We start from the raw sequence: 26506 nt of genomic DNA on the forward strand, positions 1-26506 counted from the left end.
CGCCGAAAACATCGATGATCTGAGGCACACGCCGCTACGCCTTACGCACGATCAAGCGGTGAATGCGCTTACCCGACGATTCGCTGACCTCTTCACGATCGACGAGCACCGTGCATGACGTACCGAGCGCGTCGCTGACGAGCCGCTTGTCGAACGCCGCATAGAGCCGCCCGTGCTTGTCGCGCTCGGACGCCCCTTCGGTCACACGCCAACTCAGATAGAGCGTGCCGCCCGGCTTGAGGATCTCCATGAGGCGGCGTACCGATGGGCCGATCGCAGTCGGCTCCAGATGCATGAGCACCGTCTCGCACAGCACGTTCTCGAACGAAGCCGAAGCGACGCCAGGCAGCTCGGGCAGCGCCGCGAGCCCGAAGCGCACGCCCGGATAACGCGCTGCGGCCTCGCGCAGCAAGCCGGCCGACGCGTCGTAGCCGCATGCGTCGAAGCCGTGCCCGGCCAGCCACGCGGTATCGCGGCCTGCGCCGCAGCCGATGTCGGCCGTCGAGCCCGGCTTGAAGTACGTGCGCAGCAAGCTGTACATGTCCTCGGGTGCCGGCTGCTCGACCCAGTCCTGCGCGAATTTCGCCGCCGCTGCGTCGTAGACCGACAAGGTCTTTTCATCCATATCGCCCCTCGCTGGTGAGTGGTTCGTCCGTGCTGCTCGTGTGAGGCGCGCTGCCGCATACGCGCCCTTCAAACCTTATTTCTCGATGCGCTTGCGTGTTACGCCGAGCAACGACGCCATCGCCTCATGCGCCCCTTGCGCATTGCGTGCACGAATCGCGTCGAACACGGCCGTGTGCTCGGCCAACGACGCATTGAAGACGTCTGCGCGTTTCGCGTTGAGCCGCAGCTGCGCTTCGAGTGTGCGCTCGATCAGCGCGCCGAGCGGCAGCAGGAGTTCGTTGCCCGTCGCGGCCAGCACGCCCAGGTGAAAACGCAGATCGGCGCGCACCCATTCGTCGACGTGACGCGCCGCCTCCATCGACGCATGCGCCGCGGCGAGCGCAGCAAGCGTCGCGTCGGTATGGGCGCGGGCCGCGAGCCCGGCCGCATAAGGCTCGATCATCTCGCGCATCTCCTGCAGCTTCAGCGCGAACGCTAAAGGCGGCGCCACTTCCGAGTACCACTCGAGCAGGTCCGCGTCGAGCAGGTTCCACGCGCCGGGAGGCCGCACACGCGTGCCGACCTTGGGCCGCGACTCCACCAGGCCCTTCGAGGTCAGCGTCCGCAGGGCCTCGCGCAGCACCGTGCGGCTCACGCCGAACGACGCCATCAGCTCAGCCTCGCGCGGCAGCGTGGTGTCGGGCGCGTAGTCGCCGCGCAGGATCGCCGTCGCGAGCAGATAAGTCACACGGCCGTGCAGATCGCGCTGAATGATCGTTCTCCTGGAAAGCTGAAAGCAGAAAAGTTGAGCGGAACGCCAGGCGAAGGACCTGGCCCACCGCGACGAGCGATTATCGCGGCCCGCGCCGAATTGGCAAGCCGACGCGTGCAAAGCCCGAGGCTTTCGCCCTCTCAAACAGTACTATTAATAGTACTGTTTATCGATTTGCGGTAGGATGCGGGTTTCCGTCGTCGACGTCGGTCGCCGAAGTTCACGCCCGCCATCGGCCGAACCGCGCACCGCTTCAGGAGGAGATTGCACTATGAGAATCACCAAGCTCGAAACGTTCGTCGTGCCGCCGCGCTGGCTGTTTCTGAAGATCGAGACCGACGAGGGCGTGATCGGCTGGGGCGAGCCCGTCGTCGAAGGCCGCGCGCATACGGTCGAGGCGGCCGTACACGAATTGGCCGACTACCTCGTCGGCAAGGACCCGTTGTTGATCGAGGACCACTGGCAGGTCATGTACCGTGCGGGCTTCTATCGCGGCGGCCCGATCTCGATGAGCGCGATCGCCGGCATCGACCAGGCGCTGTGGGACATCAAAGGCAAGCACCACGGCGTGCCCGTGCACGCGCTGCTCGGCGGCCAGGTGCGCGATCGCATCAAGATCTACTCGTGGATCGGCGGCGACCGCCCGCACGACGTCGCCAACAACGCGCGCGCCGTCGTCGAGCGCGGCTTCAAGGCGCTCAAGATGAACGGCTCCGAGGAAGTGCAGATCGTCGATACGTTCGATAAGGTCGAGCGCGTGATCGCGAACGTCGCGGCCGTGCGCGAGGCCGTCGGCCCGCACGTGGGCATCGGCGTCGATTTCCACGGCCGCATCCACAAGCCGATGGCCAAGGTGCTCGCCAAGGAGCTCGACCCGTACAAGCTGCTGTTCATCGAGGAGCCCGTGCTGTCGGAGAACGTCGAGGCGCTGCGCGACATCGTCAACCAGACGAACACGCCGATCGCGCTCGGCGAGCGGCTCTATTCGCGCTGGGACTTCAAGCACATTCTGGCCGGCGGCTACGTCGACATCCTGCAACCCGACGCCTCGCACGCGGGCGGCATCACCGAGTGCCGCAAGATCGCATCGATGGCCGAGGCCTATGACGTGGGCATCGCGCTGCACTGCCCGCTCGGCCCGATCGCGCTCGCGGCGTGCCTGCAACTCGATGCCGTCAGCTACAACGCGTTCATCCAGGAGCAGAGCCTCGGCATCCACTACAACCAAGGCAACGACCTGCTCGACTACCTGCGCAACCCCGAGGTGTTCAAGTACGAGGGCGGCTTCGTCTCAATTCCGCAAGGGCCCGGGCTCGGCATCGAAGTCGACGAGGACAAGGTGCGCGAGATGGCGAAGGTCGGCCACCGCTGGCGCAATCCGGTCTGGCGTCATGAGGATGGCAGCGTCGCCGAGTGGTGAGCGGGCACTGCCTTGCCGCCTTGCCACGGCGTCGCCGGTCACGCGGCCGGCGCAGTATGCGCCAGCACGGCGGCGGCGATGAAGATCGCGACCATCGCCAGCGCTTCGAGGTGCAGCACGTTGTTGAACGTATGGGCGTCCGTCGTCGCCGCCGTGCGCCGCAGGCGCGGCAGCGCGGAAATTCGATTGAGCCCGCCCAGCACCACGGCCAGCAGCACGAGCGCGAGCTTGAGCGTCAGCAGATGCCCCCAGGCGCTCGACTGAAGCGACGCGACCGAGCCGCCGAGGCCGCGCTCGGCATTGAGCGAACCCGTCAGCACGACGACGCCGAGCGCCACGAGCGAGGCCTGCGACACCCGCGAGGCAAGACGAATCAGCGCGCCCCGCGCCGGCGACCCATCGAGCGCCGGCAATACGACGAAGCCGCCCGCCAGCACGATTCCGCCCCACACGCCGGTCGCGAGCACATGCAGTGCATGGATGCCGACGGCGGCCGACCAGGCGCCCGCGTCGGCCGCATGACCGAGCGACGCCTTGCTCGCCGCCACGACGAGCGCCGCCAACCAGAACGCGATCCGCCCCACCCGGCCGCCCCGGTGCGAGAGCGCCGCCAGCAGCAGCAACACCGAGCCCGCGAAAGCGGCGCACCATGCGTGGCCGACATGCGTCTTCGCGATCGCCGTCGGCACGACGCCGATCGCCGCGACGAGCCCGGTCCCGCTCATCGAGGCCGCCTGGTAGAAAAACCAGCCGGCGTCGGCGAGCACGAGCGCGAACGCCGCCGCCACGAGCGAGCCGCGCGCGCGATGCCAGGCTGCGTGCGACGGCGCGCTGCGCATGCCCGCGCCGTCCCGGGCGAGCCAGCCTTCCAACAGCGCCGAGCCGAGCGCGAAAGCAAACGCGACATCCATCAACGCGGCAAGCGCGACTTGTCCGATCGAGAGGCCGTCCAGGTTCATCGCATGCCCATCCGTTGCAGTGTCGAAGCGCGACGAGGCGCGGCAAGCGCGGAAAGAGGCACCACACGGAACGGCGAATTGAGCTTCATTGGCAAAACGGGGGAAAATCTGCAAACGGAGGGAGCCGGACCGCGCCAAACGCCGCGCGCGGGCGAGCGGCCCGGCTGTGAAGCCGAGAGTGTACGCCGGGCGGCGGCCGCGACGCGAGCGCATCGCGCAGCCAGCACCGGCGACGTGCGGCAGTGACGGAGTAGCGGCGACCTGCTTGGGTCACGCGGCAAATTGTCGCGCGCCGTCGACAGCCCCCAAACATGCCGTCCAGCCTGAATAGCCGGGGCTTGCCATCAATGATAGAATGCTGCGTCGCAGCGCCCGGCTGCCTGCCTGGCAACCTCTTCGCACCCGTAGTCAAGACCAAGTCACAGCGCCATACCGTGCCGATCGAAGCCCGGTAGGTCCCCGATAACGATGGAGTTACGCGTGTCTTCAAGACGCATTTTTCGCCCGCTACTCGCCCTTCTGTTGATTGGCGGTGCCGGCGTCTTCAGCGCTGCGCAAGCGCAGACTCAGCCCAAAGCCCCCGATACGATGGAAGCGCGCGTGCAAGGCTGCACGGCCTGCCACGGCTCGCACGGCCAGGGTACCGACAACGACTACTTCCCGCGCCTCGCGGGCAAGCCGGCCGACTACCTGTACAACCAGTTGCAGAACTTCCGCGAGGGCCGGCGCAAGTACCCGCCGATGAACTACCTCGTCACGTACCTTTCGGACGACTATCTGCATCAAATCGCGACCTACTTCTCGCAGCAGCGCCCGCCGTATCCGCAGCCGGCCAAGGCAGCGGCGTCCGATGACACGGTCAAGCGCGGCAAGCAGATCGTCCTGAACGGCGATCCGTCGAAGAACATCCCTGCCTGCGCGGCCTGCCACGGCAAGGCGCTGACGGGCATGGAGCCGGCGATTCCGGGTCTGGTCGGCCTGCACGCCGACTACATCAGCGCGCAGCTGGGCGCCTGGCGCTCGGGCACGCGTCACGCGATCGCGCCCGACTGCATGCACGAGATCGCCACGCGCCTGACCGACGAAGACGTGAGCGCCGTCGCCGCGTGGCTGTCCACGCAGCCTGCTCCGCAGAACCCTGTCCCGGCCCCGGCCCGCTCGATGAAGACTCCGCTTACCTGCGGCAGCGAACCGCAATAAAGCGCGAGGAGAGACCTACTCATGAAACGCAAGTCCCTGTTCGCGCTGTCGGCCGTCGTCGTGGCGGCCGCTGCGCTCGTTCCCGTCCTGTGGTCGGGCGGCGACAACCTGCATAACGGCACGGCGGCCGCGGCCACGCCGGCCGATCAAGCAGCGCTGATCAAGCGCGGCGAGTACCTGGCCCGTGCCGGCGACTGTATCGCTTGCCACACCGTTCGCGGCGGCAAGCAGTTCGCGGGCGGCCTGCCGATGGCGACGCCGTTCGGCACGATGTACACGCCCAACATCACGCCCGACGATCAAAACGGCATCGGCAAGTGGACGTCCGACGACTTCTATCGCGCGATGCACACGGGCCGTTCGAAGGACGGCAGCCTGCTCTACCCGGGCTTCCCGTTCGCGAGCTACACGAAGGTCACGCGCGCCGATTCGGACGCGATCTACGCGTACCTGCGCTCGGTTGCGCCGGTCGCGGTGCCGAGCCGTCCGCACGAGCTGCGCTTCCCGTTCAACAACCGCAACCTGCTGATCGGCTGGCGCACGCTGTTCTTCCGCGAAGGCGAGTACAAGGCCGATCCGACGAAGTCGGTCGAATGGAACCGCGGTGCCTATCTGGTTGAAGGCCTCGGCCACTGCAGCATGTGCCACACGTCGATCAACGCGATGGGCGGCCCCGTGAACTCGGCGGCGTTTGCAGGCGGCCTGATCCCGCTGCAGAACTGGTACGCGCCGTCGCTGACGTCGAACAAGGAAGCCGGCCTCGGCGACTGGGAAGTCAAGGACATCGCCGATCTGCTGAAGACGGGCGTGTCGCAACGCGGTGCCGTGTTCGGTCCGATGGCCGAAGTCGTGCACAACAGCTTGCAGTATCTGTCGGACGAAGACATCCGCGCGATGTCGACGTACCTGAAGACGATCCCGCAAAAGAGCGAAGCGCCTGAATCGATGCAGTACGAGACGTCGGAGAAATTCGGCGACGCACTGCTGCAGCAAGGCAAGAAGGTGTACGCGGACAACTGCGCGAAGTGCCACGCCGATAACGGCCTCGGCATGCCGCCGAACTTCCCGCCGCTCGCGAACAACCAGTCGATCCAGATGCCGTCGGCGGTCAATCCGATTCGCATGGTGCTGAACGGCGGCTATCCGCCGAGCACGGCCACCAACTCGAAGCCGTACGGCATGCCGCCGTTCGCGCAATCGCTGTCGAATCAGGAAGTCGCTGCGGTCGTGACGTATATCCGTATGTCGTGGGGCAACCACGGTACGCCGGTATCGCCGCAGCAAATCGTCGACCTGCGTTCGGCGCCGCTCGATTAAGCGCATGACGCACCAGGGGCGCGGCTGCGGGAAACCGCGGCCGCGCCCCTTCGCATTTCCGGCGCGGCAAATCGGCCGCACCCGGACGCAAGCGGCCAGCCGGCGCCACAAGCGCCGCGCGTTGCGACTCTCCAGCCGGCCGCCATACCCGCATTGCTAAGAACCCTTTATGTCCTTTGATTCCCTAGGCTTGTCCGAACCGCTGGTACGAGCCGTCAATGAACTCGGCTACACCTCGCCGACTCCCATCCAGAAGCAAGCGATTCCGGCCGTGCTCGCGGGCGGTGACCTGCTCGCCGGCGCGCAGACGGGCACTGGCAAGACCGCCGGCTTCACGCTGCCGATCCTGCAACGTCTGGCCTCGGCGAACGCCAATGGTGCGCCGGCCCGGCGCGCCGTACGCGCGCTGATCCTCACGCCGACGCGCGAACTCGCCGCGCAGGTCGAAGAGAGCGTGCGTGCCTACGGCAAGTACCTGAAGCTCAAGTCGACGGTGCTGTTCGGCGGCGTCGGCATCAATCCCCAGATCGACGCGCTCAAGCGCGGCGTCGAGATCGTCGTTGCGACGCCTGGCCGCCTGCTCGATCACATGCAGCAAAAGACGATTGACGTGTCCTCGCTCGAGATCCTCGTGCTCGACGAAGCCGATCGCATGCTCGACATGGGCTTCATCCACGACATCAAGCGCGTGCTGGCCCGGCTGCCGGCGCAGCGCCAGAACTTGCTGTTTTCGGCGACGTTCTCCGACGAGATCAAAGCGCTCGCCGACAGCTTGCTCGATGCGCCGGCACTGATCGAAGTCGCGCGCCGCAATACCACGACCGAACTCGTCGACCAGAAGGTCTACCCTGTCGATCGCGATCGTAAGCGCGAGCTGCTCACGCATCTGATCCGCCAACATGACTGGTTCCAGGTGCTCGTGTTCACGCGCACGAAGCACGGCGCCAATCGCCTGGCCGAACAGCTGACCAAGGACGGCATCAGCTCACTGGCCATTCACGGCAACAAGAGCCAGTCGGCCCGCACGCGCGCGTTGGCCGAGTTCAAGGACGGCACGCTGCAAGTGCTCGTCGCGACCGACATCGCGGCGCGCGGCATCGACATCGATCAGCTGCCCCACGTCGTCAACTTCGACCTGCCGAACGTGCCCGAAGACTACGTGCACCGCATCGGCCGCACGGGCCGCGCCGGAGCGAGCGGTGAAGCCGTCTCGCTCGTGTGCGTCGACGAGAAGCAGTTGTTGAAGGACATCGAAAAGCTCATCAAGCGCACGGTGCCGCAGGAAGTGATTCCTGGCTTCGAGCCCGATCCGAACGCGAAGCCCGAGCCGATCCAGCAGCGTCGCGGGCAACAGCAAGGCGGCGCGCGCAAGCCGCGCGAGGAGCAAGGGCAGGCTCAGCCGCGTGGGCGCCAGGAGTCGAACGCGCGGCCGGCTCAGAATGCGCGCCGTGAAGGCGGAGGTGAGAACCGTGGGCGCAGCGAGCAAGCGACGAAGGCCGCTCAACCCGCACGCCGCGAACGCAGTGGCAATGCCAATGGCAACGACAACGGTGGCGCGCGTGGTGCGCAATCGCAGCAGCGGCAACAGCAGCCGCAAGCGCGCCCGCAGCAGAAGCGCGAACCCGCAGCGCGTCATGAAGCACGGCCCGCGAAGCCGCAGGCTGCGCGAGCTGAAAGTGGCAACGGCAACGCGCCCGCCCACGGCGGCCGCAAGCAGTCGAGCAACCCGGGCGCGCTGCTCGGCGGCAAGCCACGCCCGTCTTCGCCGACCGGCAACGGCCCGCGGGGGCGCTGAGCGCAATGCTTAGGAAGCTCGCCGCCGATGTGCCGACCAGCTTCGCTTCCGCACCATGACAAAGGGGCCTTCGTGGCCCCTTTGTCATTGCCTGAATCACCCGCGGCCATTCACTGCCCGGACGGTCGCTCCTTGCTGCCTAGCGCGCCCCCAGCAGAGCCTGCCTCAAGCGCCCAACCTGCTGCCCCCATCGTTCGAGCACTGCCGGCTTCGTCGCACCCAGCTCGAACGTGATGCCACTGTTCAAGCGCGCATAACGGACCTGCTGCGCCTCCCCCGTCTCGATCGAAGCGACGAAGCACGCGAGCGCGTCCTGCGCGCCACGCTCACCGTCTGCATCGGACAGCGGCCTCACATCGAGCTGCACCTGATAAAACGCCGCCTCATACACGAACGTGAGCCCGGCCTGCGCACGCCCACGCGCAGCCTGCTCGCGCAACGCTCGCGCAGCGCGCGAGCTCGGCCACAACGCGAAGGCCAGCGTGCGCGCATCGGGCGCATAGAGCTCGCCCACGCCGAGCAGCGACGTGCGCAGATGGCCATTGGCCTCGCAAAGAATCAACGAAGCCGTGAAGCCGGCCTTCGTCTCGAGCGACGTGCCGTCAAATAGCGCACGCAGCTCGGTCGGCCATTCGTCGAAAACGGTTTGTTCGAGCGCGCGCTCACGGGAAGCGGAATCGGTCATGGGCAGCGATCAACGAAAGAACACGTGCTGCGTGATCTTGGCGAGCGGATAGTGCACGCCAGGCTGAATGCGTGCGGGAATATCGAGTGGCTTGAGCAGCATCTTCACGCACATGTCAGCCGACAGATTGTGCCGCACGAGTGCGCTAATGCGTGCTACCCGTTCGCGGTTGTATGCGCTATCGTGTGCGCGCTCGGGATAACGAACCGCGAACACGTGACGCAGCGCGATCTCGGAATCCTCGCTCTTGATCTCCATGACCCGCCGCATCAACGCGCCGAGCACCGCAAGCCGGCCATGGCCCTCGATCCGGTTGTACTTCTTGAAGTATTTGAAAAAGTGCTTGTAATGGCGCACTTCGTCGGTGCGGATGTGATCGGTCAGCTCCTTGAGCACGGGCTCGTCCGAGCACTCGTTGATCGCGCGATAGAGCGTGGCCGTGCCCGTTTCGACGACGCAGCGCGCCACCATCTCCAACGCACGCGTCTTCTCGAACTCTTCGACCGAACACGTCTTCGAGTACTCCTCGAAGAAATGGTGAAACGCCGTGTCCCAGTCGAACTCCGGCCAGACGTGATGAATATAGGCCTTCAGCGCTCGCCCGTGCTGAAGCTCCTCGGGCTCCCATTCGTTGTTGAGCCAGGCGGACACTTCGGGGTCGCCGTGGAAATATTCAGTAAGATTGCTCGTGTAAAGATCGGTGCCGCTTTCGATAAACGAGGCCGCGCATAGCAGCAGCAACAGATCCTCGTTGGCTGCGGCGCGTTGGCGATCGATCCGGTCCAGGTCGATGTCCTCGATACGCCAGGGCATCACATGGTTGGAGTCGGTATGCATCGTTGCGCTCCCAAAGCCGTCGTCGATCACCCGATGCCGCGCCAAAAGCTCGCGCGACGCACGAACCTCGTGCGGGAATCGAATGCGGTGCGTGAATTCGTTAAACCTTATCTTCCGGCATGTTAGCCGCACTTGGCCGAACCTGCTTCGGCTCTCAAGTAAAGACCACATTAGGAACGCCCGGTTCCGGCCCTGTGACGAATGGCGATACGTTGGCACCGCCCATGCATTAGACGAATGCCTCGACTCGCCATGTATAACGACTTCCACGGGGCCGCGGATGCGAACCCGCGTGAAGCCGGGCAGCTAGAACCCCGCGGCGAGACCGTCGCGCCGGCTGTCGCTGGCCGCCACGTAGCCGCGCTCGGAGTCCATGCGATTGAGCTTCCAGATGTACTGGCCCGAGCCGAAATCCATATAAGGATCGTCGATCGCTTCGATGCGGTGACCACGCTGTTGCAATTCGCGCGCCACATCGCGATCGAAAGTGGCCTCGACGTCGAGCGTGAAATCGCGATTCACCTTCCAGCGCGGCGCATCGCACGCGGCCTGCGGCTGCTGATCGTAGTCGAGCATGCGCACGATCGATTGCAGGTGCCCCTGCGGCTGCATGTCGCCGCCCATCACGCCGAAGCTCATGACGGGCTGCCGGCGGCCATCGATGCACTCGGTCACGAACGCCGGAATAATCGTGTGAAACGGCCGCTTGCCACCCGCCACGACGTTGGGCGAACGCGGGTCCATCGAAAAGCCGCAGCCACGGTTCTGTAGCGCGATGCCCGTCTGCGGCACAACGACCCCGGAGCCGAAGCCCATGTAGTTGGACTGAATAAAGCTCACCATCATCCCGCGCTCATCGGCCGCCGTCAGATAGATCGTGCCGCCTGCTCGCGGCATGCCGGAAGCGAAGTGCGTAGCGCGGCGCGGATCGATCAGCGCCGCACGCGATGCGAGATAGGCCGGATCGAGCATGGCCTCAGGGGTGAGCTCCATTGCGCGCGGGTCGGCCACGTAGCGATACACGTCGGCAAACGCAAGCTTCATCGCCTCGATCTGCAAGTGCTGCGAATGGATGCCGTCGCACGCGAGCGCGCGCAGATCGAAATGCTCCAGGATGCCTAGCGCGATCAGCGCGGCGATGCCCTGGCCGTTCGGCGGAATTTCGTGGACCGTGTAGCCGCGATAGTCTTTGCCGATCGGCTCGACCCACTCGGCCCGGTAGCCACGCAGATCACCGAGCGTCAGCGCGCCGCCGCCTTCGCGCGCGAACGCCGCGATGCGCTCGGCCGCCTCACCCTCGTAAAACGCGCGCGGGCCGCAATTGGCCAGCAGCCGCAGCGTTTTCGCGTGGTCGGGAAAGCGCACGAGCTCGCTCACGTTCGGCGCGCGGCCGGATGGCATGAAGGTGTCGGCAAAGCCTGGCTGGTCGTGCAGTTCGGGGGTGGCCGCCGCCCACTTGCGCGCGACGATGCTCGCCACCGCATGGCCGCGCTCGGCGATCTCGATCGCCGGTGCCATCAGGTCGGCAAACGGCAGGACGCCGAACTTGCTATGCAGCGCCTCCCAGCCAGCCACCACGCCCGGCACGGTCACCGTGTCCCAGCCGCGCCTGGGCTGGTGCGCAAGGCCGCGGTCGCTCTCGCCATGGCGGCGCTTGAAGTAATCGACGCTCCAGGCGGCCGGCGCCACGCCCGACGCGTTGAGCCCGTGCAGTTTCGCGCCGTCCCACACGAGCGCGAATGCGTCGCCGCCCAGGCCGCAAGAAACCGGTTCGACGATCGTGAGTGCAGCGGCCGCCGCGATGGCCGCATCGACGGCATTACCGCCCTGCCACAGCACGCGCAAGCCGGCCTGTGCGGCGAGCGGGTGCGACGTCGAAACGACGTTGCGGGCAAACACGGGCAAGCGCAGCGTCGGGTACGGATTGTGCCAATCGAATCGGGTCATGTCGTAGTCTCGCGGGTGGGAACGTTTTTCTCGCCAAAAAGACATCGCGCGGAGGTCTTACAATACGCTCACTTCAACTGCCGCGCCGCCGACAACGCCATGACCCGAGATCCGCGCCTCAGCCTCAACGCCCGCCAGCAAGAACTGCTCGAGTGGGTACAGCGCGACGGCTTCGTGACGGTCGACGACCTGGCCTCGCACTTCGAGGTGACGCCGCAGACGATCCGCCGCGACGTGAACTGGCTGGCCGACATGAACCTGCTGCGCCGCTATCACGGTGGTGCGAGCCTGCCGACGAGTTCGGAGAACGTTTCGTACACGGCGCGCCAGCGCATGTTCCATGAGGAAAAGCGGCGCATCGCGGCCCTGTCGGCCACGCACATTCCGGATCAGGCGTCGCTGTTCATCAACCTCGGCACGACGACCGAAGAGGTGGCCCGCGCGCTGAACCGGCATCACGGCCTGCGCGTGATCACGAACAATCTGAACGTTGCCAACATGATGAGCGGCTACCCCGATTGCGAGGTGCTCGTGACGGGCGGCATCGTGCGGCCGTGGGACAAAGGCATCGTCGGCGAGTTGGCGATCGACTTCATTCGTCAGTTCAAAGTCGACTTCGCGATCATCGGCACCTCGAGCATCGAAACCGACGGCACGCTGCGCGACTTCGACACACGCGAGGTGCGGGTGGCCGAGGCCATCATGGAGCATTCGCGCACCGTTTTCCTGGTCGCCGACCATTCGAAGTTCGGCCGCCCTGCGCTCGTGCGCCAGGGGCACCTGTCGCAGATCGACGCGCTGTTCACCGACGCGCCCACGCCGCCTGAAATGGCCGAAACGTTCGCGCAAACCGGAACGCAGGTGTACGTCGCCGGGACCGATTGACGGCTGCCGCCGCTCGGCCGCAAGCCAGCCTCAATGCCCGATCGCCCGGCGCCGTGCTGCGCCGCAAGCGAAACCTCAAGTCATTTCGCGAAATCGCGGCGCCGCTCGAACCGCTTGGCGCGCCCATATTTGTCAAACGGAAAATTTTCAAGGGAGATTTGGATAAGAACGGGGGCTTGACTACACTCCAGTTCCCCGACGCATGCCACCCGAGCACGTGTTGCGGTGTCCCTTCCCCGCTCCCGATAGTTGAGCGTACCGGCAGCCGAAGCACCCGGCTGTCAGGGCAATTTAATTCGATTGCCACGGAGAGAACGATGCTGAGTCCGCATGAATTCGCCACGCTGCTGCTCGTCAAGGATGCCCCTAACCAAGTCGACATGGACCGCGAAGAGCTCGACGCGCTGCTCGAGCAACAGCTCGTGCAACTCGAGAGCCTCGCTTCCGGCCATCAGCAATGGCGTCTGACCGAGTCAGGCGACTCGGCCATCAAGGCCATCAAACGGTTTTCCTAGCTTCGATTTCTCTTGCAAGACCCGGCGCCGCCCGCTCGCGGCACGGCGCCGCGGGATGCGCGCACCTTTCGTGCCGGTCGGGCGCCCGGTGCGACGCGCCGCTCGGCCCTTGACCTGACCCCTTCGCCTTAGCCGCCGCGCAACGTCGGATCGACGCTCGCGCGCCAATCGATCGCCTTCACGCGCTCACCGTTGAAAAACGTGGCCCAGTCGCCGCGCCCCTGGGCACCGTGCGACCCGAGCGCAGCATGATGCTCGGCGATCCCGCGCTCGAACGCGCAGTATTCGTCTTTTGAAACGCGCCCGTGCCGATAGGCCACGTAGGCATCGAAAAACGCCGAATAAACGGCCGGACCGTCCTCGCCGTATTCGGCCACCGGGCCGCACTCCTGCTGCAGCGCCGTGAACGATGGCCTGACGAACACCACGCCCGCGCAGCCGGCGAGCAGCACCGCCGCTGCACCTGCCGCTGCCATCACCACTTTTGCCTTGGTTGCACTCATCGCCGACCTCGCACGAAATTTCCCGAGATGTTAGCCGCGTTCGCGGCTGATACGACCGTTCGCATGCGCGGTTCGCATCCGAACCTTATTCTCGATCTTTACTTTTTCGATAATGTTCGATAGATTTCGCAAACGAACATGATAGGTTCGCTTTATTTTCCATCATAGCCGTCTGGCATACAGGGGACAGCGCAAGTGACGCAAGGCAGCCGATACGATCTACTCGTCGTGGGCGGCGGGATCAATGGCGCGGGTATCGCGCGCGATGCCGCAGGGCGCGGCCTGTCCGTGCTGCTGGTCGAGCAAGACGATCTGGCATCGCACACGTCTTCGTCGAGCACGAAGCTCATCCATGGCGGCCTGCGCTATCTCGAATACAAAGAATTCGGGCTCGTTCGCAAGGCGCTGCAGGAGCGTGAGACGCTGCTGCGTGCCGCGCCACACATCATGTGGCCGCTGCGCTTCGTGATGCCGCACATGCCGAACCTGCGTCCGGCCTGGCTGATCCGGGCGGGCCTGTTCCTTTACGATCACCTTGCCCGGCGTGAACTGCTGCCGGGCTCGCGCGGCATCGTCATGCGCCGCCATCCGGCGGGCGCGCCGCTCGTCGATTCGATCGCGCGCGGTTTCGTCTACTCGGACGGCTGGGTCGACGATGCGCGCCTCGTCGTGCTCAATGCCCTCGATGCGGCCGAACGCGGCGCGACGGTCGCCACGCGCACGAAGCTCGTCTCGGCCGTGCGTGCGGGCGGCGAATGGCACGCACAATTGCTGCGCGCCGATGGCACGCGGTTTGATATCCGCGCCGGCGCGCTCGCGAACGCGGCAGGGCCGTGGGTCGGCCAGCTGCTGCACAATGCCTTGGGCCGCGGCGCGCACTACAGCGTCCGGCTCGTGAAAGGCAGCCACATCGTCACGCGGCGCCTGTTCGAGCACGACCACGCCTACATCTTCCAGAACCCCGATAAGCGCATCATCTTCGCGATTCCTTACGAACGCGAGTACACGCTGATCGGCACGACCGACGTCGAATACCACGGCGACCCGGCGCAGGTGGCGATCAGCGAAGACGAAACGCGCTACCTGTGCGATTCGATCAACCGCTACTTCAAGCGCAAGATCAGCCCGACCGACGTTTGCTGGACCTACGCGGGCGTGCGTCCGCTGCTCGAAGAGGAAGGTGCGGACAATCCTTCCGCCGTCACGCGCGACTACAAGCTCGAGCTCGATGCCCCCGCCGGCGAGGCACCGCTCCTGTCGGTGTTCGGCGGCAAGATCACGACGTTTCGCAAGCTCGCCGAGGAAGCCGTCGACCTGCTGGGTCCGACGATCGGCCTCACGGCGCGCACCTGGACCGCGGGTGCGCCGCTGCCGGGCGGCGACATCGCCAATGCGCAATTCGAGCCGTTCGCCGCACGCTTCGCGAGCGAGCACCCCTGGCTGCCGGCCGACCTGGCACGCCGCTATGCGCGCGCCTACGGCACCCGCGCCACGCGCGTGATCGGTCAGGCGAAGACGCTGGCCGACCTCGGCCATGCGTTCGCGCCAGGCATTCACGAATGCGAGCTGCGCTACCTGCGCGACGTCGAATGGGCCCGCTCGGCCGATGACGTACTATGGCGCCGCTCGAAGCTCGGTCTGCATCTTGCACCGGGCACGCTGAGCGCCGTGCGCGCCGACATCGACGACTGGTTCGCCCATTCGCCGGCCGCGTCTGCCTCGCTGCCGCATACGGCCTAGCCGCTCGCGGCCGAACGCCGCGAGCAGGCAGACAGCGCGCAACGCACCACGCACGAAGACCCTTTTCACGCAGCACCCGCAGGACGCGCTTTACCACCAGGAGCGTCGCGCTCGCGAGCGCGGCGAATTACGACAACGAACGGAGAAGAGACAATGCAGGATCAATACATCCTCGCGCTCGACCAAGGCACCACGAGCTCCCGCGCGATGCTCTTCGATCGAAAAGGCAACATCGTTTCGGTCGCTCAAAAAGAATTCCGCCAGATCTATCCGCATCCGGGCTGGGTCGAGCACGATCCTCAGGAAATCTGGTCGACGCAAGCCGGCGTCGCCGCTGAAGCCGTCACGCGCGCGGGCCTGAACGGCACGTCGATTGCCGCGATCGGCATCACGAACCAACGCGAAACGACCATCGTCTGGGATCGCGAAACGGGTCAGCCGATCTACAACGCGATCGTCTGGCAAGACCGCCGCACGGCCGAGCTGTGCGACGAGCTGAAGGCGCAAGGGCTCGAGGAGAAAGTGCGCGCGAAGACGGGCCTGCCGATCGACGCGTACTTCTCGGCCACCAAGATCCGCTGGATTCTCGATAACGTCGAAGGCGCGCGCGAGAAGGCCAAGCAAGGCAAGCTCGCGTTCGGCACGGTCGACAGCTGGCTGGTCTGGAACTTCACGAAGCACGCGCTGCACATCACCGACGTGACGAACGCATCGCGCACGATGCTGTTCAACATCCACACGATGCAGTGGGACAACGACCTGCTCGAAGCGCTCGACATTCCGCGCAGCATGCTGCCCGAAGTGCGCTCGTCGTCGGAGCTCTACGGCACGACGGTCACGACCGTGTTCGCCTCGAAGATTCCACTGGCCGGCATCGCGGGCGACCAGCAGGCCGCGCTGTTCGGCCAGATGTGCACGAAGTCGGGCATGGTGAAGAACACCTACGGCACCGGCTGCTTCCTGATGATGAACACCGGTACGAAGCCGATCGAGTCGAAGAACAACCTCATCACGACGGTCGCCTGGAAGATCGGCAACGAAGTGAACTACGCGCTCGAGGGCAGCATCTTCATCGCCGGCGCCGTGGTGCAGTGGTTGCGCGACGGGCTCGGCATCATCAAGACCTCGGCTGAAGTCGAAGCACTGGCGGCCAGCGTTGCGCACAGCGACGGCGTCTACCTCGTGCCGGCATTCGCGGGCCTGGGTGCACCGCACTGGAATCCGCGCGCACGCGGCACCGTGTTCGGCATGACGCGCGGCACGACGAACGCGCACGTCGCTCGCGCAGCACTCGATTCGATCGCGTATCAATCGCTCGACGTGCTCAAGGCGATGGAAGCCGACTCGGGTATCCGCATCGGCGAACTGCGCGTGGACGGCGGCGCTTGCGCGAACAACCTGCTCATGCAGTTCCAGGCCGATCTGCTCGGCGTCTCGACCGTGCGTCCGCGCATCAGCGAAACGACGGCGCTCGGCGCGGCCTATCTGGCAGGCCTCGCGGTCGGCTATTGGCAGAACGTCGGCGAAGTCGAGAGCCAATGGCAACTCGACAAGCGCTTCTCGCCCGCGATGGAGCGCGCGAACGTCGACGGGTGCCTGGCCGGCTGGCAGCGCGCGGTCACGGCCGCGAAGGCCTGGGCCGACGCGAGCTGATTCTCATCGCCCACTGGCGGCGCGCGCCGCCGCCAGTGGGCGATGATGCGGACCAGCCGGCTCACGCCGGCTGTCCCCGACACAATTTACACAACACATAGACAAACCGGAGACAACCATGTCGCCTTTAATCGCGGAATTCCTCGGCACAGCCTTGCTCGTGCTGCTCGGCAACGGTGCCGTCGCCAACGTGCTGCTCGCGCGCACCAAGGGCAAAGGCGCCGACCTCATCGTCATCGTCTGGGGCTGGGCAATGGCCGTGTTCGTCGCCGTCTACGTGACGGCCTCGTCGAGCGGTGCGCACCTGAACCCGGTCGTCACCGTGAGCCTCGCGATCGCCGGCAAGTTCGCCTGGAGCAAGGTCGCAGGCTACGTGGCGGCACAAATGCTGGGCGGCATGGCCGGTGCATTCGTCGTCTGGCTCGCTTATCGCCAGCACTTCTCGGCCACCGAGGACGCCGACATCAAGCTCGCCTGCTTCTGCACGGCGCCTGCGATTCGCAGCGTGGTGCACAACGTCCTGACCGAAATGATCTGCACGTTCGTGCTGATCCTCGGCGTGCTGTACCTGGCCTCGCCGCAAGTGGGCCTGGGCGCCCTCGACGCACTGCCCGTCGGCCTGCTCGTGCTCGGCATCGGCATCTCGCTGGGCGGCGCGACCGGCTACGCGATGAGCCCCGCGCGTGACCTCGCGCCGCGCATCATGCACGCGCTGCTGCCGATCCCGGGCAAGCGCAACAGCGACTGGCGCTACTCGTGGATCCCCGTCGCCGGCCCGCTCGCGGGCGGCGCGCTGGCCTCGCTGCTCTATCTGCACATCCATTGAGACGGCTATCTCGGACGACCGAGCGGTCGTTCGAGAGCGAATTAAGTAAGCGCAAAATAAGAGAGCGTCGCACGTGCATTGCTCGTATCATTGGCATCTCATAGACAAAAAAGCATGCCAACGGTTGGGCCGACCACACGCGTGCGCTCTCTTTCATGTTCGATCATCTCATCTGCGACTGCGACGGCGTGCTCGTCGACAGTGAAGTCATCGCCGACCGGGTGCTGGTTCAATCGTTGGTCGACGCATTTCCCGGCATCGACTTCGAAGTCGCCGCCAAAGCGGCTTTCGGCCAACAGATCTCCGCTTTTCTCGCCGACCTCGAAACGCGCTTCGGCATCGACATTCCCGACGATTTTCTTGCCACGGTCGAGCGCAATATCGACGCCGAGCTCAAGCGTTCGCTCGCCCCGATCACGGGTGTGCGCGATGCGCTGGGACGCGTGCCGCTGCCGGCGGCCGTCGTCTCGAACAGCGGTCTGGCGCGCGTGGCCGCCTCGCTGCGTCGCGCAGGCTTGACCGATCTGTTCGGCCCGCGCCTGTTCAGTGCCGAACAGGTGCGTCGGCCCAAACCCCACCCTGATGTCTATTTGCACGCCGCGCAGCAGCTCGGCGTCGAGCCGTCGCGCTGCATCGTCGTCGAAGACAGCGTGACGGGCCTCAATGCCGCGCGCGCGGCCGGCATGAAGACGATCGCGTTCGTCGGCGCGAGCCACGTGCCGAAAGGCTATGCACAGGTACTGCGCAACCTCGGCGTCACACGCATCATCGAGCACATGGAACAGCTGCCGGAAATGATCGCAGCGGGCTTGCGCGGGGAATTCGGGGAGTTGCAGTCGTAAGACGGGCAAGACGGGCGTGAGCGCGAGGGCACCCCAACCGCCCTCGCTATCCTCTGTACGCCGGCAGCGCGCCGGCACCACCACCGTGCGCTGGCACCGCCGGCTTCGCCTGTGCGGCGCTTACGCCAGCTCGACGCAGCGCTCGCGTTCGGCTGCCGCTGCCAGCGTGCGGCGGAACGCGACGAGCTCCTCGACCGTCAGAATCGGCATGCCTTGCGCCGCCGCGAAACGGTCGACGTCGCTGCCGCGCATCATCGTGCCATCGGGATTCATCAGCTCACAGAGCACACCAGCCGGCTTCAAGCCCGCCAGAATCGCCAGATCGACCGTGCCCTCGGTGTGGCCGCGGCGTGCGAGCACGCCGCCCGGCACCGCGCGCAGCGGAAACACGTGGCCTGGGCGCACGATGTCCTCGGGCTTGGCGCCGTCGGCAATGGCGGCCTTGATCGTCGTCACGCGGTCGGCAGCCGACACGCCGGTCGTCACCCCCTCACGCGCTTCGATCGATACCGTGAACGCCGTGCCGTGCCGGCTTTCATTCTGCGCGACCATCGGCGGCAATTCGAGCGCGCGCACCGTTTCGTCGGTCAAGCACAGGCAGACGATGCCGCTGCACTCGCGGATCAACAGCGCCATCGTCGGGACGCTCAAGCGGTCGACCGCGACGATCAGGTCGGCTTCGTTCTCGCGGTCGTCGTCGTCGAGCAGCACGACGGCTTGGCCCGCGCGCAATGCGTCGAGCGCGGCAGCGATGCGCGGCGGAACCGGGACGGCCCCGGATTGCAGCAAGGGAAGTTCGGCGAACGCCGTAGAAACGGATAAGGACATATGAAACGCTCCTCGCAATCAAAAATGGGCGAAAAACGTTTCAGGGCATCGCAAACAGACAGAACGACGCCTCACCGCCGCCAGGCTCGAGGGCCGCGCGGCACGTGAAGTGACGAACGTGACTATCTGCGCATCTTCTTCCATCCGGACTGTAACCGTCGGCTCTGGCTTCTAACCAGATCTGCTGACCCCGCGCGAACGGCGTAAAGCCGATTTCCGCGCGGGCGCTCGCGGGCTCACCGGCACATGGCCGGCCTACCGCCGGTGGGGAATTTCACCCCGCCCTGAAGACGCACTGAATGTTGCCGGATGACCGGCGTGAAAGAGCATACAACAGACGTGAATCGCTTGCAGCGAAGCAACCCTCGGCTCGACCGCGGGCTCTAAAAGCGGCCCGCCTGACCAGGCGACCCAGCCCGCGGGCGACAGCAAGCGCGCTCAGCACACGCGTTCGGGCACGGGCGCGGCTTCGTGCTTGCCGCGCACGCCATCCAGACGCGCGGCCAGCGCCGTAACAACGAGCGCCGCCAGCGAGACGGCCGCCGCCACCCACGGCAGCGCATCGAGACCGAGCCCGTGCGTGAGGGCCAGTCCGCCGAGCCACGCGCCGGCCGCATTGCCGACGTTGAACGCGCCGATGTTCAGCGTCGAGGCCAGATGCGGTGCATGCCGGGCCTTTTCGACGACGCGCATTTGCAGCGGCGGCACGGTCGCGAACGCGAAAATGCCCCATACGAACACGGTGACGGCCGCCGCCACGGGCAGATGGCTGGTCTTGGCGAACACGCCCATGACGAGCGCGAGCGCGACTAGCATGCCCATCAGCGAAGGCATCAGCGCACGATCGGCGAGCTTGCCGCCCACGACGTTGCCGACCGTGAGCCCCGCGCCGAACAGCACGAGGATCAGTGTGACCGCGCGCGGCGAGAAGCCGGTAACCTGCTCGAGGATCGGCGCGATGTAGGTGAACACGACGAACACGCCGCCGAAGCCGAGCACCGTCATGGCCAGCGCAAGCCAAACCTGCGGCTCCTTGAGCACGCGCACTTCACGCGCGAGACCAACGGGCCCCGAGTCGTGACGATTGGGCACGAGCGCCGTGACGCCGGCGAACGCGAGCACGCCGAGGCCTGCGACGATCCAGAACGACATGCGCCAGCCGAAGTTCTGTCCGACGAAGGTACCGAATGGCACCCCCAGCACATTGGCCAACGTCAGGCCCGTGAACATCAGCGCAATCGCGCTCGCCTGCTTCTCGCGCGGCACGAGCGAGGCCGCGACGACGGCGCCGATGCCGAAGAACGAGCCGTGCGCAAACGACGTGACGATGCGCGCGATCATCAGCATGCGGTAGTCACCGGCGGCCGCGCACAGCACATTGCCGACGATGAACACGGCCATCAAAAGCTGCAGCGCGGCCTTGCGCGGCAGCCGGCTCGTCAGCACGGCGAGTATGGGTGCACCCACCGCGACGCCGAGCGCATAGCCCGACACGAGCAGGCCCGCAGAAGGAATGGAGACGGCCAGATCGTGCGCGACCTCGGGTAGCAGGCCCATGATCACGAATTCGGTCGTACCGATGGCAAAGGCGCTCAACGCGAGCGCGAGCAGGGGAATGGGCATGGATGCGGTCCGATACGAGGAGATGGAGACGGGGACAGGAGACCGCCGTATTCTCGCGACGCTGCGCCGATTTGATAATTGGCCTATCGTTTGAATCATTTTCAATTGAAATCGAATAAACGATGGACAGACTCGGCGACATCCGGCTTTTCGTCGAAGCCGCCCGCCTGGGAGGCATCTCCGCGGCGGGCCGCAAGCTAGGTGTGACACCGGCTGCGGCCAGTGCGCGCCTCGCCAAGCTCGAAGCGGCGCTCGCCACGCGCTTGTTCGAGCGCACGACGCGCCAGCTGCGGCTCACCGACGAGGGGCGCCTGTACCTGCGCCACTGCATGCAGGCCCTGCAAGCGCTCGACGATGCCGACGCGGCCTTGCAGGCGGGCCGCAACGTCGTGAGCGGCAAGATCCGCATCTCGACCACGTCGGATTTCGGCCGCAATCTGCTGATGGCGTGGCTCGACGAATTCAACGCGCTGCACCCTGACGTCACGTTCGCGCTGTCGCTATCGGATTCGGTTTCGGACTTGCTCAATGACGATCTGGACCTTGCGATCCGCTTCGGCGCGCCGCGCGAAGACTGTTCACTGGTCGCGCGTCGGCTCGCATCGAACCGGCGCGTGCTCGTCGCTTCGCCCGACTACCTGGCCCGCCACGGCAGGCCGACCTCGCCGGCCGATCTGGCGCGCTTTGACTGCATCGTGCTCGTCATCGCGTCGGGGCCGCTCAACGAATGGCGCTTCGTGCGCGGCGACGAAACGGAGCAGTACACGGTGCCGCTCGAGCGCTCGCGCGAGACGAATGACGGGGCCGTCACGCGCACGTGGGCCATCGACGGCTATGGCATCGTGTTGAAGTCCTTGTGGGATATCGACGCCGATCTGCGGACGGGCAGGCTTCAGGTGGTGCTGCCCGAGTGGCGCTATGCGCCCGATTCGCCGCTGCACGCCCTGTTTCACCGCAATCGCTATCGGCCGCCACGCGTGCGCGCGCTGCTCGACTTTCTGATCGAGCGGTTCGCGTGCGTCGAGCGCGACTGGGCAGGGCTGCCCGGCATCGACGCGGCCGCGGGCGGGCCGCCCGCGGCGCCCGGAAAAGCCGAGCGGCTATAATATTCATTTCCCCCTAACGCCCCCAGGTCAACCACTGCGAACGGCGAGTTTCATGATCAAGAAAGTGTATGTAAAGACCTTCGGCTGCCAGATGAACGAGTACGACTCCGACAAAATGGTCGACGTGCTCGGTGCCGCCCAAGGTCTCGTCAAGACCGACTCCCCCGAAGACGCGGATGTCATCCTCTTCAACACCTGCTCCGTACGCGAAAAGGCGCAGGAAAAGGTCTTCTCCGACCTCGGCCGCGTACGCGAGCTCAAGGAAGCGCGCCCCGATCTCGTGATCGGCGTGGGCGGCTGCGTGGCGAGCCAGGAAGGCGCGTCGATCGTTGCGCGTGCCCCGTACGTCGACCTGGTGTTCGGTCCGCAGACGCTGCACCGCCTGCCGCAGATGATCGAAGCGCGCCGCACGAGCGGCCGTCCGCAAGTCGACATCACGTTCCCCGAGATCGAGAAGTTCGACCATCTGCCGCCCGCGCGTGTCGAAGGCCCGAGCGCGTTCGTCTCGATCATGGAAGGCTGCAGCAAATACTGCAGCTACTGCGTCGTGCCGTACACGCGCGGCGAGGAGGTCTCGCGCCCGCTCGACGACGTGCTGACCGAGATCGCGGGCCTGGCCGACCAGGGCGTGCGCGAAGTCACGCTGCTGGGCCAGAACGTGAACGCGTATCTCGGCGCGCTGACGGCCGGCTCGTCCGAGATCGCCGATTTCGCGACGCTGATCGAATACGTGGCCGAGATTCCCGGCATCGAACGCATCCGCTATACGACGTCGCATCCGAAGGAATTCACGCAGCGCCTCATCGATACCTACGCGAAGGTCGACAAGCTCGTCTCGCATCTGCACTTGCCTGTGCAGCACGGCTCGGACCGCATCCTGATGGCGATGAAGCGCGGCTATACGGTGCTCGAATACAAGTCGGTGATCCGCCGGCTGCGCGCGATTCGTCCCGACCTGTCCCTGTCGACCGACATCATCGTCGGCTTCCCGGGCGAAACCGACGCCGACTTCGACATGACGATGAAGCTCGTCGACGAGATGAGCTACGACACGAGCTTTTCGTTCATCTACAGTCCGCGTCCCGGCACGCCGGCCGCGAACCTGCACGACGACACGCCGCGCGAAGTCAAATTGAAGCGCCTGCAGCACCTGCAGGCCACGATCGATGCGAACGTCGTGCGCATCAGCGAGTCGATGGTCGGCAACGTCGAGCGCATTCTCGTCGAGGGCCCGTCGCGCAAGGACCCGAGCGAGCTCGCGGGCCGCACCGCGAACAATCGTGTCGTCAACTTCCCGGCGCCCGTCGCCTCGCATGCGCGCCTGATCGGTCAGATGATCGACGTGCGCATCAACCACGCCTACCCGCATTCGCTGCGCGGCGAGCTCGTGCTTGCCTAACATGCGGATCTCTGAGCCTAAGGATCGTTCGTTCGCCTTGAAGACCGCCCAGCCTCTGGAATTCACCGCACCGCGCGACGACAACGCGCGTCTTGCCAACCTGTGTGGGCCGCTCGACGAAAACCTGCGGCAAATCGAGCAAGCCCTCGACGTGACGCTGCAACGGCGCGGCCATCGCATCGCGATCCGCGGCCGGGGCGCCAAGCTCGCACTAGGCGCGCTCGAGACGTTCTACAACCGCGCGCGCGAGCCACTGTCGGTCGACGACATCCAGCTCGCGCTCGTCGAGACGCGCCACCCGGGCCATCGCGGCAAGGCCGACAACGATGGCGAACTCGAAGCGCCCACGCGCTATGACCCGGACCATCCGTTCGACGAGCCGGCCCGCCTCGACGACGAAAGCGTCGAAGAGCAGCTCGGGCCGAAGCTCTACACGCGCCGCGCCGATTTGCGCGGCCGCACGCCCGCGCAGCGCGACTATCTGAAGCAAATCCTGTCGCATGACGTGACGTTCGGCGTCGGCCCGGCCGGGACCGGCAAGACGTACCTAGCCGTCGCCTGCGCCGTCGACGCGCTCGAGCGCGACCAGGTCAAGCGCATCGTGCTGACACGCCCGGCCGTCGAAGCGGGCGAGCGCCTCGGTTTTCTGCCCGGCGATCTCGCGCAAAAGGTCGACCCGTACCTGCGGCCGCTTTATGACGCGCTGTACGACCTGCTCGGCTTCGACAAGACGGCCAAGATGTTCGAGCGTCAGATGATCGAGATCGCGCCGCTCGCTTACATGCGTGGACGCACGCTCAATCATGCCTTCATCATCCTCGACGAAGCGCAGAACACCACGCCCGAGCAAATGAAGATGTTCCTCACGCGGATCGGCTTCGGCTCGAAGGCGGTAGTGACCGGCGATACGACACAGGTCGACCTGCCGCGCGGCGCCAAGAGCGGGCTCATCGAAGCGCAGCAGGTGCTCGCGAACGTACGTGGCATCGCGCTCACGCGCTTTACGAGTGCCGACGTCGTGCGTCACCCGCTCGTCGCGCGCATCGTCGAGGCCTACGACAAACATGCCAAGCATGACGACGTGCCTCGATTGGAAGGGCGCTGACGCCGCATGAGCCACCCGCCCAAACTGACGCTGTCGCTGCAATTTCCCGCGTCCAAGGCCTATCCCGAGCACAAGGCCCTGCTCACGCGCGCACGCGTGGGCAACTGGATCAAGGCCGCGCTGTTCGCCGACGGCGAGCTGACCGTGCGCTTCGTCGACGCCGACGAAGGCCGCACGCTCAACCGCACGTATCGCGGCAAGGACTACGCGACGAACGTGCTGACGTTCGCCTATGCCGAGCACGAAGACGATCCGGTCTCCGGCGATCTGATCATCTGCTGCCCCGTCATCGAGCAAGAAGCGGCCGAGCAAGGCAAACCGCTCGAGGCACACTATGCGCACATGATCGTGCACGGCACGCTGCACGCCCAGGGCTACGACCACGAGGTCGACGACGAAGCGCAGGAGATGGAGGCGCTCGAAACCGACATCCTCGGCCGCCTCGGCTTTGCCGATCCCTACGCGGACCGCGATCGCTGACGATGGCCCGCGCGAGCGCCTCTACTCCGCTTGTCGACTCCGACGGTTGCGAGGACCTCGCACCCTTGCCGCGCCCATACCCGCCCTCGCTCGGCGAAGCGCGGCTGCTCTCCGATGGAGAGCTTGCGGCCTCACTGGCCTGCATGCTGAAGGACTGGGACGGAGCAAGCGATCTGTGGCTGTTCGGCTATGGCTCGCTGATCTGGAACCCCGGCATGCCGACAGCCGAAAGCGTGCGCGCATGCGTGCGCGGTTATCACCGCGGCTTATATCTGTGGTCACGCGTGAACCGCGGCACGCCCGAGCAGCCCGGCCTCGTGCTGGCCCTCGATCGCGGCGGCTCGTGCACGGGCATCGCGTTCCGGCTAGCCGGCGCGACGGCCATGCCACACCTCGAAGCGCTGTGGCTGCGCGAAATGGCAATGGGCTCGTACCGGCCCGCCTGGCTGCCGTGCCTGCTTGCCGATGGCCGGCGCGTGCCGGCACTGGCCTTCGTGATGCGCCGCGACGTCCCTACCTACACCGGCAAGCTGCCCGATGCGATCGTGAAGACCGTCTTTGGCTGTGCGCGCGGACGCTATGGCACGACACTCGACTACGTGAGCCGCACCGTCGAAGCGCTGCGCGCGAGCGGCATGCCCGACCGCGCACTCGAAGCACTGCTCAAGCGGTGCGTCTAGCGCTCAGCGGGCGCACGAAGCGCGGTAGTCAGATACCGAAGAACGCGGCCCCGCCGACGAGCACGCCAAAGCCCGCGACGCCGAGCGCGGCGCCGAGCAGCCAGCGGCGGCGCGTGAGCAGCGTGATCGCCGCAAGCGAGATCGCGATTTGCGTGAGCGTCGTGGCCTGCGCCCAGCGGTGGTGCATGTGCAGTTGCCGCTCGCTGGCCTCATCGGCTTCGGTCACGGCCTTCTCGAGCGACTCTGCCTGGGTGCGGATCGCCGTTTTCTGCTGCTGATACTTGGCGATGTCGGCGTTGAATTTGGCGATGCCTTTCGGGTCGCTTGCGACGAGCGCGGCGCCGAGCTCGGCCAGGTTCTGCTTCTCGCCCTTGGCCTGGTAGTAGCTCCACTGATTGGCTGCCTCGGTCTTGCGAATGGCTGCCTCGTTCTTGTAAAACAGCGCGAGCCCTTCGGTGGAACCGCCCTGGTACGAAAAAATGGCGCCAATCGTTGCCAGCACGGCCGTCATGACAGCCACACGGCCCGCGAACGAATCTTGCGTGCCATGGTGAGCACCATGCCCGGCATCTTCGACCGCTTCTTCGTGCGGTCCACGCACTTCGAACTCTTCCGACATATTTCCTTCGCGCAATCAGGGTAGAAAAGAATGGTGAGACTTGGCACGCCGATCAAATGGCCGCCTGCAGCGCGACTTTAGCAGCTGACACGGCGAAAATGGCAGTTGGCGTGCCTGGTGTATCCTTAACTCTCCGCTTACCACGCGCCCGGTCGTCTCGGGCG

At 65.8% G+C, this 26506-nt stretch carries 25 protein-coding genes and 1 riboswitch; of the genes, 15 read left to right on the plus strand and 10 right to left on the minus strand.

The window, feature by feature from the left end:
• Positions 1 to 34: 34 nt before the first annotated feature.
• Complete coding sequence (locus D7S89_RS09965; RefSeq protein WP_121277510.1) at positions 35 to 625, minus strand: class I SAM-dependent methyltransferase; 591 nt, start codon at positions 623 to 625, stop codon at positions 35 to 37.
• 75 nt (positions 626 to 700) lie between these two features.
• Positions 701 to 1381, minus strand: a complete 681-nt coding sequence (locus tag D7S89_RS09970; RefSeq protein ID WP_121277901.1) for a FadR/GntR family transcriptional regulator — start codon at positions 1379 to 1381, stop codon at positions 701 to 703.
• 268 nt (positions 1382 to 1649) lie between these two features.
• Between D7S89_RS09970 and dgoD the strand changes: the two genes are divergently transcribed.
• Positions 1650 to 2798: a galactonate dehydratase gene (gene dgoD / locus D7S89_RS09975; protein ID WP_121277511.1), complete on the plus strand. Its 1149-nt coding sequence runs from the start codon at positions 1650 to 1652 to the stop codon at positions 2796 to 2798.
• Positions 2799 to 2836: 38 nt separating this feature from the next.
• On the opposite strand, the gene D7S89_RS09980 is transcribed toward dgoD, so the two are convergent.
• Positions 2837 to 3757, minus strand: coding sequence for a CopD family protein (locus tag D7S89_RS09980; RefSeq protein WP_121277512.1), 921 nt, complete (start codon positions 3755 to 3757; stop codon positions 2837 to 2839).
• 468 nt (positions 3758 to 4225) lie between these two features.
• Here D7S89_RS09980 and D7S89_RS09990 point away from each other — a divergent pair, with 468 nt between their 5' ends.
• The 3 genes from D7S89_RS09990 to D7S89_RS10000 all read left to right on the plus strand — a co-directional run bounded on the left by D7S89_RS09990 (position 4226) and on the right by D7S89_RS10000 (position 8069).
• On the plus strand, positions 4226 to 4957 hold the full coding sequence (locus D7S89_RS09990; protein ID WP_121277514.1) for a c-type cytochrome: 732 nt from the start codon (positions 4226 to 4228) through the stop codon (positions 4955 to 4957).
• Between the two features lie 21 nt (positions 4958 to 4978).
• Positions 4979 to 6274 carry a cytochrome c gene (locus D7S89_RS09995; protein ID WP_121277515.1) on the plus strand — a complete coding sequence of 432 codons (1296 nt, stop codon included), beginning with the start codon at positions 4979 to 4981 and terminating at the stop codon, positions 6272 to 6274.
• Positions 6275 to 6443: 169 nt separating this feature from the next.
• Complete coding sequence (locus tag D7S89_RS10000) at positions 6444 to 8069, plus strand: DEAD/DEAH box helicase (RefSeq protein WP_121277516.1); 1626 nt, start codon at positions 6444 to 6446, stop codon at positions 8067 to 8069.
• A gap of 139 nt (positions 8070 to 8208) precedes the next feature.
• On the opposite strand, the gene D7S89_RS10005 is transcribed toward D7S89_RS10000, so the two are convergent.
• The 3 genes from D7S89_RS10005 to D7S89_RS10015 form a co-directional block, all read right to left on the minus strand.
• Entirely contained in the window at positions 8209 to 8754 is a 546-nt protein-coding gene (locus tag D7S89_RS10005) for a hypothetical protein (RefSeq protein WP_121277517.1), read from the minus strand.
• Between the two features lie 9 nt (positions 8755 to 8763).
• Positions 8764 to 9591, minus strand: a complete 828-nt coding sequence (locus D7S89_RS10010) for a ferritin-like domain-containing protein (protein WP_121277902.1) — start codon at positions 9589 to 9591, stop codon at positions 8764 to 8766.
• A 306-nt stretch (positions 9592 to 9897) separates the two neighbouring features.
• Positions 9898 to 11538: a gamma-glutamyltransferase family protein gene (locus tag D7S89_RS10015; RefSeq protein WP_121277518.1), complete on the minus strand. Its 1641-nt coding sequence runs from the start codon at positions 11536 to 11538 to the stop codon at positions 9898 to 9900.
• A 99-nt stretch (positions 11539 to 11637) separates the two neighbouring features.
• Between D7S89_RS10015 and D7S89_RS10020 the strand changes: the two genes are divergently transcribed.
• Entirely contained in the window at positions 11638 to 12423 is a 786-nt protein-coding gene (locus D7S89_RS10020; RefSeq protein ID WP_121277519.1) for a DeoR/GlpR family DNA-binding transcription regulator, read from the plus strand.
• A 317-nt stretch (positions 12424 to 12740) separates the two neighbouring features.
• The gene (locus D7S89_RS10025; protein WP_121277520.1) at positions 12741 to 12938 is read left to right on the plus strand and encodes a hypothetical protein; all 198 of its coding nucleotides are present in this window, start codon (positions 12741 to 12743) and stop codon (positions 12936 to 12938) included.
• Between the two features lie 128 nt (positions 12939 to 13066).
• Here D7S89_RS10025 and D7S89_RS10030 read toward each other — a convergent pair whose 3' ends face one another.
• Complete coding sequence (locus D7S89_RS10030; protein ID WP_245982794.1) at positions 13067 to 13441, minus strand: hypothetical protein; 375 nt, start codon at positions 13439 to 13441, stop codon at positions 13067 to 13069.
• 195 nt (positions 13442 to 13636) lie between these two features.
• Between D7S89_RS10030 and glpD the strand changes: the two genes are divergently transcribed.
• The 4 genes from glpD (at position 13637) to D7S89_RS10050 (ending at position 18502) form a co-directional block, all read left to right on the plus strand.
• Positions 13637 to 15181: a glycerol-3-phosphate dehydrogenase gene (gene glpD / locus D7S89_RS10035; RefSeq protein WP_121277521.1), complete on the plus strand. Its 1545-nt coding sequence runs from the start codon at positions 13637 to 13639 to the stop codon at positions 15179 to 15181.
• A gap of 153 nt (positions 15182 to 15334) precedes the next feature.
• A complete protein-coding gene (glpK, locus tag D7S89_RS10040; RefSeq protein WP_121277522.1) occupies positions 15335 to 16834 on the plus strand; it encodes a glycerol kinase GlpK in 1500 nt (499 codons plus the stop codon).
• 118 nt (positions 16835 to 16952) lie between these two features.
• A complete protein-coding gene (locus D7S89_RS10045; protein WP_121277523.1) occupies positions 16953 to 17660 on the plus strand; it encodes an MIP/aquaporin family protein in 708 nt (235 codons plus the stop codon).
• Positions 17661 to 17815: 155 nt separating this feature from the next.
• Positions 17816 to 18502, plus strand: a complete 687-nt coding sequence (locus tag D7S89_RS10050; protein ID WP_121277524.1) for an HAD family hydrolase — start codon at positions 17816 to 17818, stop codon at positions 18500 to 18502.
• A gap of 120 nt (positions 18503 to 18622) precedes the next feature.
• Here D7S89_RS10050 and ribB read toward each other — a convergent pair whose 3' ends face one another.
• Complete coding sequence (gene ribB, locus D7S89_RS10055; protein WP_121277525.1) at positions 18623 to 19330, minus strand: 3,4-dihydroxy-2-butanone-4-phosphate synthase; 708 nt, start codon at positions 19328 to 19330, stop codon at positions 18623 to 18625.
• A 128-nt stretch (positions 19331 to 19458) separates the two neighbouring features.
• Positions 19459 to 19626, minus strand: a riboswitch (FMN riboswitch).
• Positions 19627 to 19768: 142 nt separating this feature from the next.
• A complete protein-coding gene (locus D7S89_RS10060) occupies positions 19769 to 20953 on the minus strand; it encodes an MFS transporter (protein WP_121277526.1) in 1185 nt (394 codons plus the stop codon).
• Positions 20954 to 21075: 122 nt separating this feature from the next.
• On the opposite strand from D7S89_RS10060, the gene D7S89_RS10065 reads away from it, so the two are divergent.
• The 5 genes from D7S89_RS10065 to D7S89_RS10085 are packed head-to-tail and all read left to right on the plus strand — an operon-like array spanning position 21076 to position 25723.
• Complete coding sequence (locus tag D7S89_RS10065) at positions 21076 to 22059, plus strand: LysR family transcriptional regulator (RefSeq protein ID WP_121277527.1); 984 nt, start codon at positions 21076 to 21078, stop codon at positions 22057 to 22059.
• Between the two features lie 52 nt (positions 22060 to 22111).
• Positions 22112 to 23458 (plus strand): tRNA (N6-isopentenyl adenosine(37)-C2)-methylthiotransferase MiaB, encoded by a 1347-nt coding sequence (gene miaB / locus D7S89_RS10070; protein ID WP_121277528.1) that lies wholly within the window; start codon positions 22112 to 22114, stop codon positions 23456 to 23458.
• A 37-nt stretch (positions 23459 to 23495) separates the two neighbouring features.
• Entirely contained in the window at positions 23496 to 24563 is a 1068-nt protein-coding gene (locus D7S89_RS10075; protein WP_121277904.1) for a PhoH family protein, read from the plus strand.
• A gap of 6 nt (positions 24564 to 24569) precedes the next feature.
• Complete coding sequence (gene ybeY / locus D7S89_RS10080) at positions 24570 to 25043, plus strand: rRNA maturation RNase YbeY (RefSeq protein ID WP_121277529.1); 474 nt, start codon at positions 24570 to 24572, stop codon at positions 25041 to 25043.
• Positions 25044 to 25045: 2 nt separating this feature from the next.
• The gene (locus D7S89_RS10085; RefSeq protein ID WP_121277530.1) at positions 25046 to 25723 is read left to right on the plus strand and encodes a gamma-glutamylcyclotransferase; all 678 of its coding nucleotides are present in this window, start codon (positions 25046 to 25048) and stop codon (positions 25721 to 25723) included.
• A gap of 28 nt (positions 25724 to 25751) precedes the next feature.
• On the opposite strand, the gene D7S89_RS10090 is transcribed toward D7S89_RS10085, so the two are convergent.
• Positions 25752 to 26342, minus strand: coding sequence for a DUF4337 domain-containing protein (locus D7S89_RS10090; RefSeq protein ID WP_121277531.1), 591 nt, complete (start codon positions 26340 to 26342; stop codon positions 25752 to 25754).
• Positions 26343 to 26506 lie beyond the last annotated feature (164 nt).

The sequence above is a fragment of the Trinickia fusca genome (genome assembly GCF_003628145.1).
Lineage (GTDB): Bacteria > Pseudomonadota > Gammaproteobacteria > Burkholderiales > Burkholderiaceae > Trinickia > Trinickia fusca.

Coding starts and splice junctions, on each gene's coding strand:
- D7S89_RS09965 (WP_121277510.1), bottom strand. CDS start 625: ATGGATGAAAAGACCTTGTCGGTCTACGACGCAGCGGCGGCGAAATTC.
- ybeY (WP_121277529.1), top strand. CDS start 24,570: ATGAGCCACCCGCCCAAACTGACGCTGTCGCTGCAATTTCCCGCGTCC.
- D7S89_RS10065 (WP_121277527.1), top strand. CDS start 21,076: ATGGACAGACTCGGCGACATCCGGCTTTTCGTCGAAGCCGCCCGCCTG.
- D7S89_RS10085 (WP_121277530.1), top strand. CDS start 25,046: ATGGCCCGCGCGAGCGCCTCTACTCCGCTTGTCGACTCCGACGGTTGC.
- D7S89_RS10020 (WP_121277519.1), top strand. CDS start 11,638: ATGACCCGAGATCCGCGCCTCAGCCTCAACGCCCGCCAGCAAGAACTG.
- D7S89_RS10045 (WP_121277523.1), top strand. CDS start 16,953: ATGTCGCCTTTAATCGCGGAATTCCTCGGCACAGCCTTGCTCGTGCTG.
- D7S89_RS10025 (WP_121277520.1), top strand. CDS start 12,741: ATGCTGAGTCCGCATGAATTCGCCACGCTGCTGCTCGTCAAGGATGCC.
- ribB (WP_121277525.1), bottom strand. CDS start 19,330: ATGTCCTTATCCGTTTCTACGGCGTTCGCCGAACTTCCCTTGCTGCAA.
- D7S89_RS10030 (WP_245982794.1), bottom strand. CDS start 13,441: ATGAGTGCAACCAAGGCAAAAGTGGTGATGGCAGCGGCAGGTGCAGCG.
- D7S89_RS09990 (WP_121277514.1), top strand. CDS start 4,226: ATGGAGTTACGCGTGTCTTCAAGACGCATTTTTCGCCCGCTACTCGCC.
- D7S89_RS10005 (WP_121277517.1), bottom strand. CDS start 8,754: ATGACCGATTCCGCTTCCCGTGAGCGCGCGCTCGAACAAACCGTTTTC.
- D7S89_RS10060 (WP_121277526.1), bottom strand. CDS start 20,953: ATGCCCATTCCCCTGCTCGCGCTCGCGTTGAGCGCCTTTGCCATCGGT.
- D7S89_RS10000 (WP_121277516.1), top strand. CDS start 6,444: ATGTCCTTTGATTCCCTAGGCTTGTCCGAACCGCTGGTACGAGCCGTC.
- miaB (WP_121277528.1), top strand. CDS start 22,112: ATGATCAAGAAAGTGTATGTAAAGACCTTCGGCTGCCAGATGAACGAG.
- D7S89_RS10050 (WP_121277524.1), top strand. CDS start 17,816: ATGTTCGATCATCTCATCTGCGACTGCGACGGCGTGCTCGTCGACAGT.
- D7S89_RS10015 (WP_121277518.1), bottom strand. CDS start 11,538: ATGACCCGATTCGATTGGCACAATCCGTACCCGACGCTGCGCTTGCCC.
- D7S89_RS10090 (WP_121277531.1), bottom strand. CDS start 26,342: ATGTCGGAAGAGTTCGAAGTGCGTGGACCGCACGAAGAAGCGGTCGAA.
- D7S89_RS09995 (WP_121277515.1), top strand. CDS start 4,979: ATGAAACGCAAGTCCCTGTTCGCGCTGTCGGCCGTCGTCGTGGCGGCC.
- dgoD (WP_121277511.1), top strand. CDS start 1,650: ATGAGAATCACCAAGCTCGAAACGTTCGTCGTGCCGCCGCGCTGGCTG.
- D7S89_RS10010 (WP_121277902.1), bottom strand. CDS start 9,591: ATGCATACCGACTCCAACCATGTGATGCCCTGGCGTATCGAGGACATC.
- D7S89_RS09980 (WP_121277512.1), bottom strand. CDS start 3,757: ATGAACCTGGACGGCCTCTCGATCGGACAAGTCGCGCTTGCCGCGTTG.
- glpK (WP_121277522.1), top strand. CDS start 15,335: ATGCAGGATCAATACATCCTCGCGCTCGACCAAGGCACCACGAGCTCC.